The organism is Amycolatopsis sp. NPDC003861, assembly GCF_053605405.1.
In genome coordinates this window covers 1-1,582 of sequence record NZ_JBSGJD010000512.1, presented here as the reverse complement: position 1 = coordinate 1,582, position 1,582 = coordinate 1, and the positions used below count along the sequence as shown (strand labels likewise).

Here is a 1,582-nt window from a genome sequence, read left to right as displayed (position 1 = left end):
GGCCGGCCCAGCGGTCGGGGTGTTCCAGGGCCACCACCCGGCCCAGTCCCCACAGCATCGCCTGGGCGGGATCGCCCGGCGGTTCGTCGGCGCCGGCCGCCACCGCTCCCCGGGTGCAGGCCCACAGCGGCGCGGTCACCCCGGCGTCGCCGAGTGCCTGCACCAGCGTCACGGTGGTGGCGACGGCGGCCGGCAGCACCGGGGACGCGGCGTCCGCGCCGCGGGCGAGCCCGAGGAACGACACCACGGCCTGCACGTCGCCGATTTCCGTCACGATCTCGCGGACCCGGTCGGCGACGGCCGCTCGCTCGGCGTCGGCCGGATCGAGGGTCAGCCGGGTGACCCAGGCGCCTTGGGCGGTCAGCCCGTCCGCCACCGCGGCGACCGCCTGGTCGTCGAGCGCGTCTTCGGGCACCACGAGGATCCAGGTGCCGGTGAGCTCGCGCGGCTCGGGGCCGGCGAGCGGCGTCCACCCGACGCGATAGCACCACTCGTCCACTGTGGATTCCAGGCGGCGTTGCCGGTACCAGGAGGACAGCACCGGGGCCACGGTCCGCAGCGACGACTGCTGTTCGGCGGATTCGAGCCGGAGCAGCGTGTCGAGGGCGGCGAAGTCTTCGCGTTCCATCGCGGTCCAGAGTTCGCCGTCGAACCCGCCGGTGGCCGGGCCCGGCTCGTCGGCGGGGTCTTCGAGTTCTTCGAGCCAATAGCGGTCCCGCTGGAAGGCGTAGGTGGGCAGGTCCACGTGACTCGCCGGGCGGCCGGTGGTCCAGGTGACCGGGACGCCCCGGACGTGCACCTCGGCCAGGCTGGTCAGCAGGCGCCGCAACCCGCCGTCGTCGCGGCGCAGCGTTCCCGTGACCATCGCTGCCCCGTCGTGGCCGTCCAGGACTTCCTGCACCGCCGTGGTCAGCACCGGGTGCGGGCTCACCTCGACGAACGCCCGGTGTCCTTGCTCCACCAGCGCCTCGACGGCGGGACCGAAGCCGACCCGGTGGCGCAGGTTGCGGTACCAGTACTCCGCGTCGAGCTCCGGGCCGTCGAGCCACGCCTGCGTGACCGTCGACCACATCGGGACCCCGGTCGCGGTGGGCCGGAGGCCGGCCAGGGTCTCGCCGAGCCGGTCCTGCAGGGCTTCGACGTGGCGGGTGTGGGAGGCGTAGTCCACCGGGATCATCCGGGCCCGCACCCCGTCGTTCTCGCAGGTGACGAGCAGTTCGGCCAGGGCGTCGACGTCGCCGGCGACGACCACCGAGGCCGGGCCGTTGACCGCCGCGAGCTCCACGCACCCGGTCAGGTCGCGCAGCCGCTCGGTCGCGGTTTCCGCGCTGACGGACATCGACAGCATGCCGCCGCGTCCGGCCAGCGACTCCGCGATGGCCTGGCTCCGCAGCGCCACCACCTTCGCCGCATCCTCCAGCGACAACGCACCCGCCACGTACGCGGCCGCAATCTCACCCTGCGAATGCCCGACCACCGCATCGGGCGTCACCCCGAACGACCGCCACACCGCGGCCAACCCCACCATCACCGCGAACGAAGCCGGCTGCACCACGTCCACCCGATCCAGCTCGAGGCCGTC

1 protein-coding gene is annotated in these 1,582 nt (G+C 74.0%); it reads right to left on the bottom strand.

Annotated elements, in window-relative coordinates; genetic code table 11:
• On the bottom strand, positions 1 to 1,582 hold a 1,582-nt coding region (locus ACWEVN_RS47860; RefSeq protein ID WP_452055712.1), incomplete at both ends, for an acyltransferase domain-containing protein.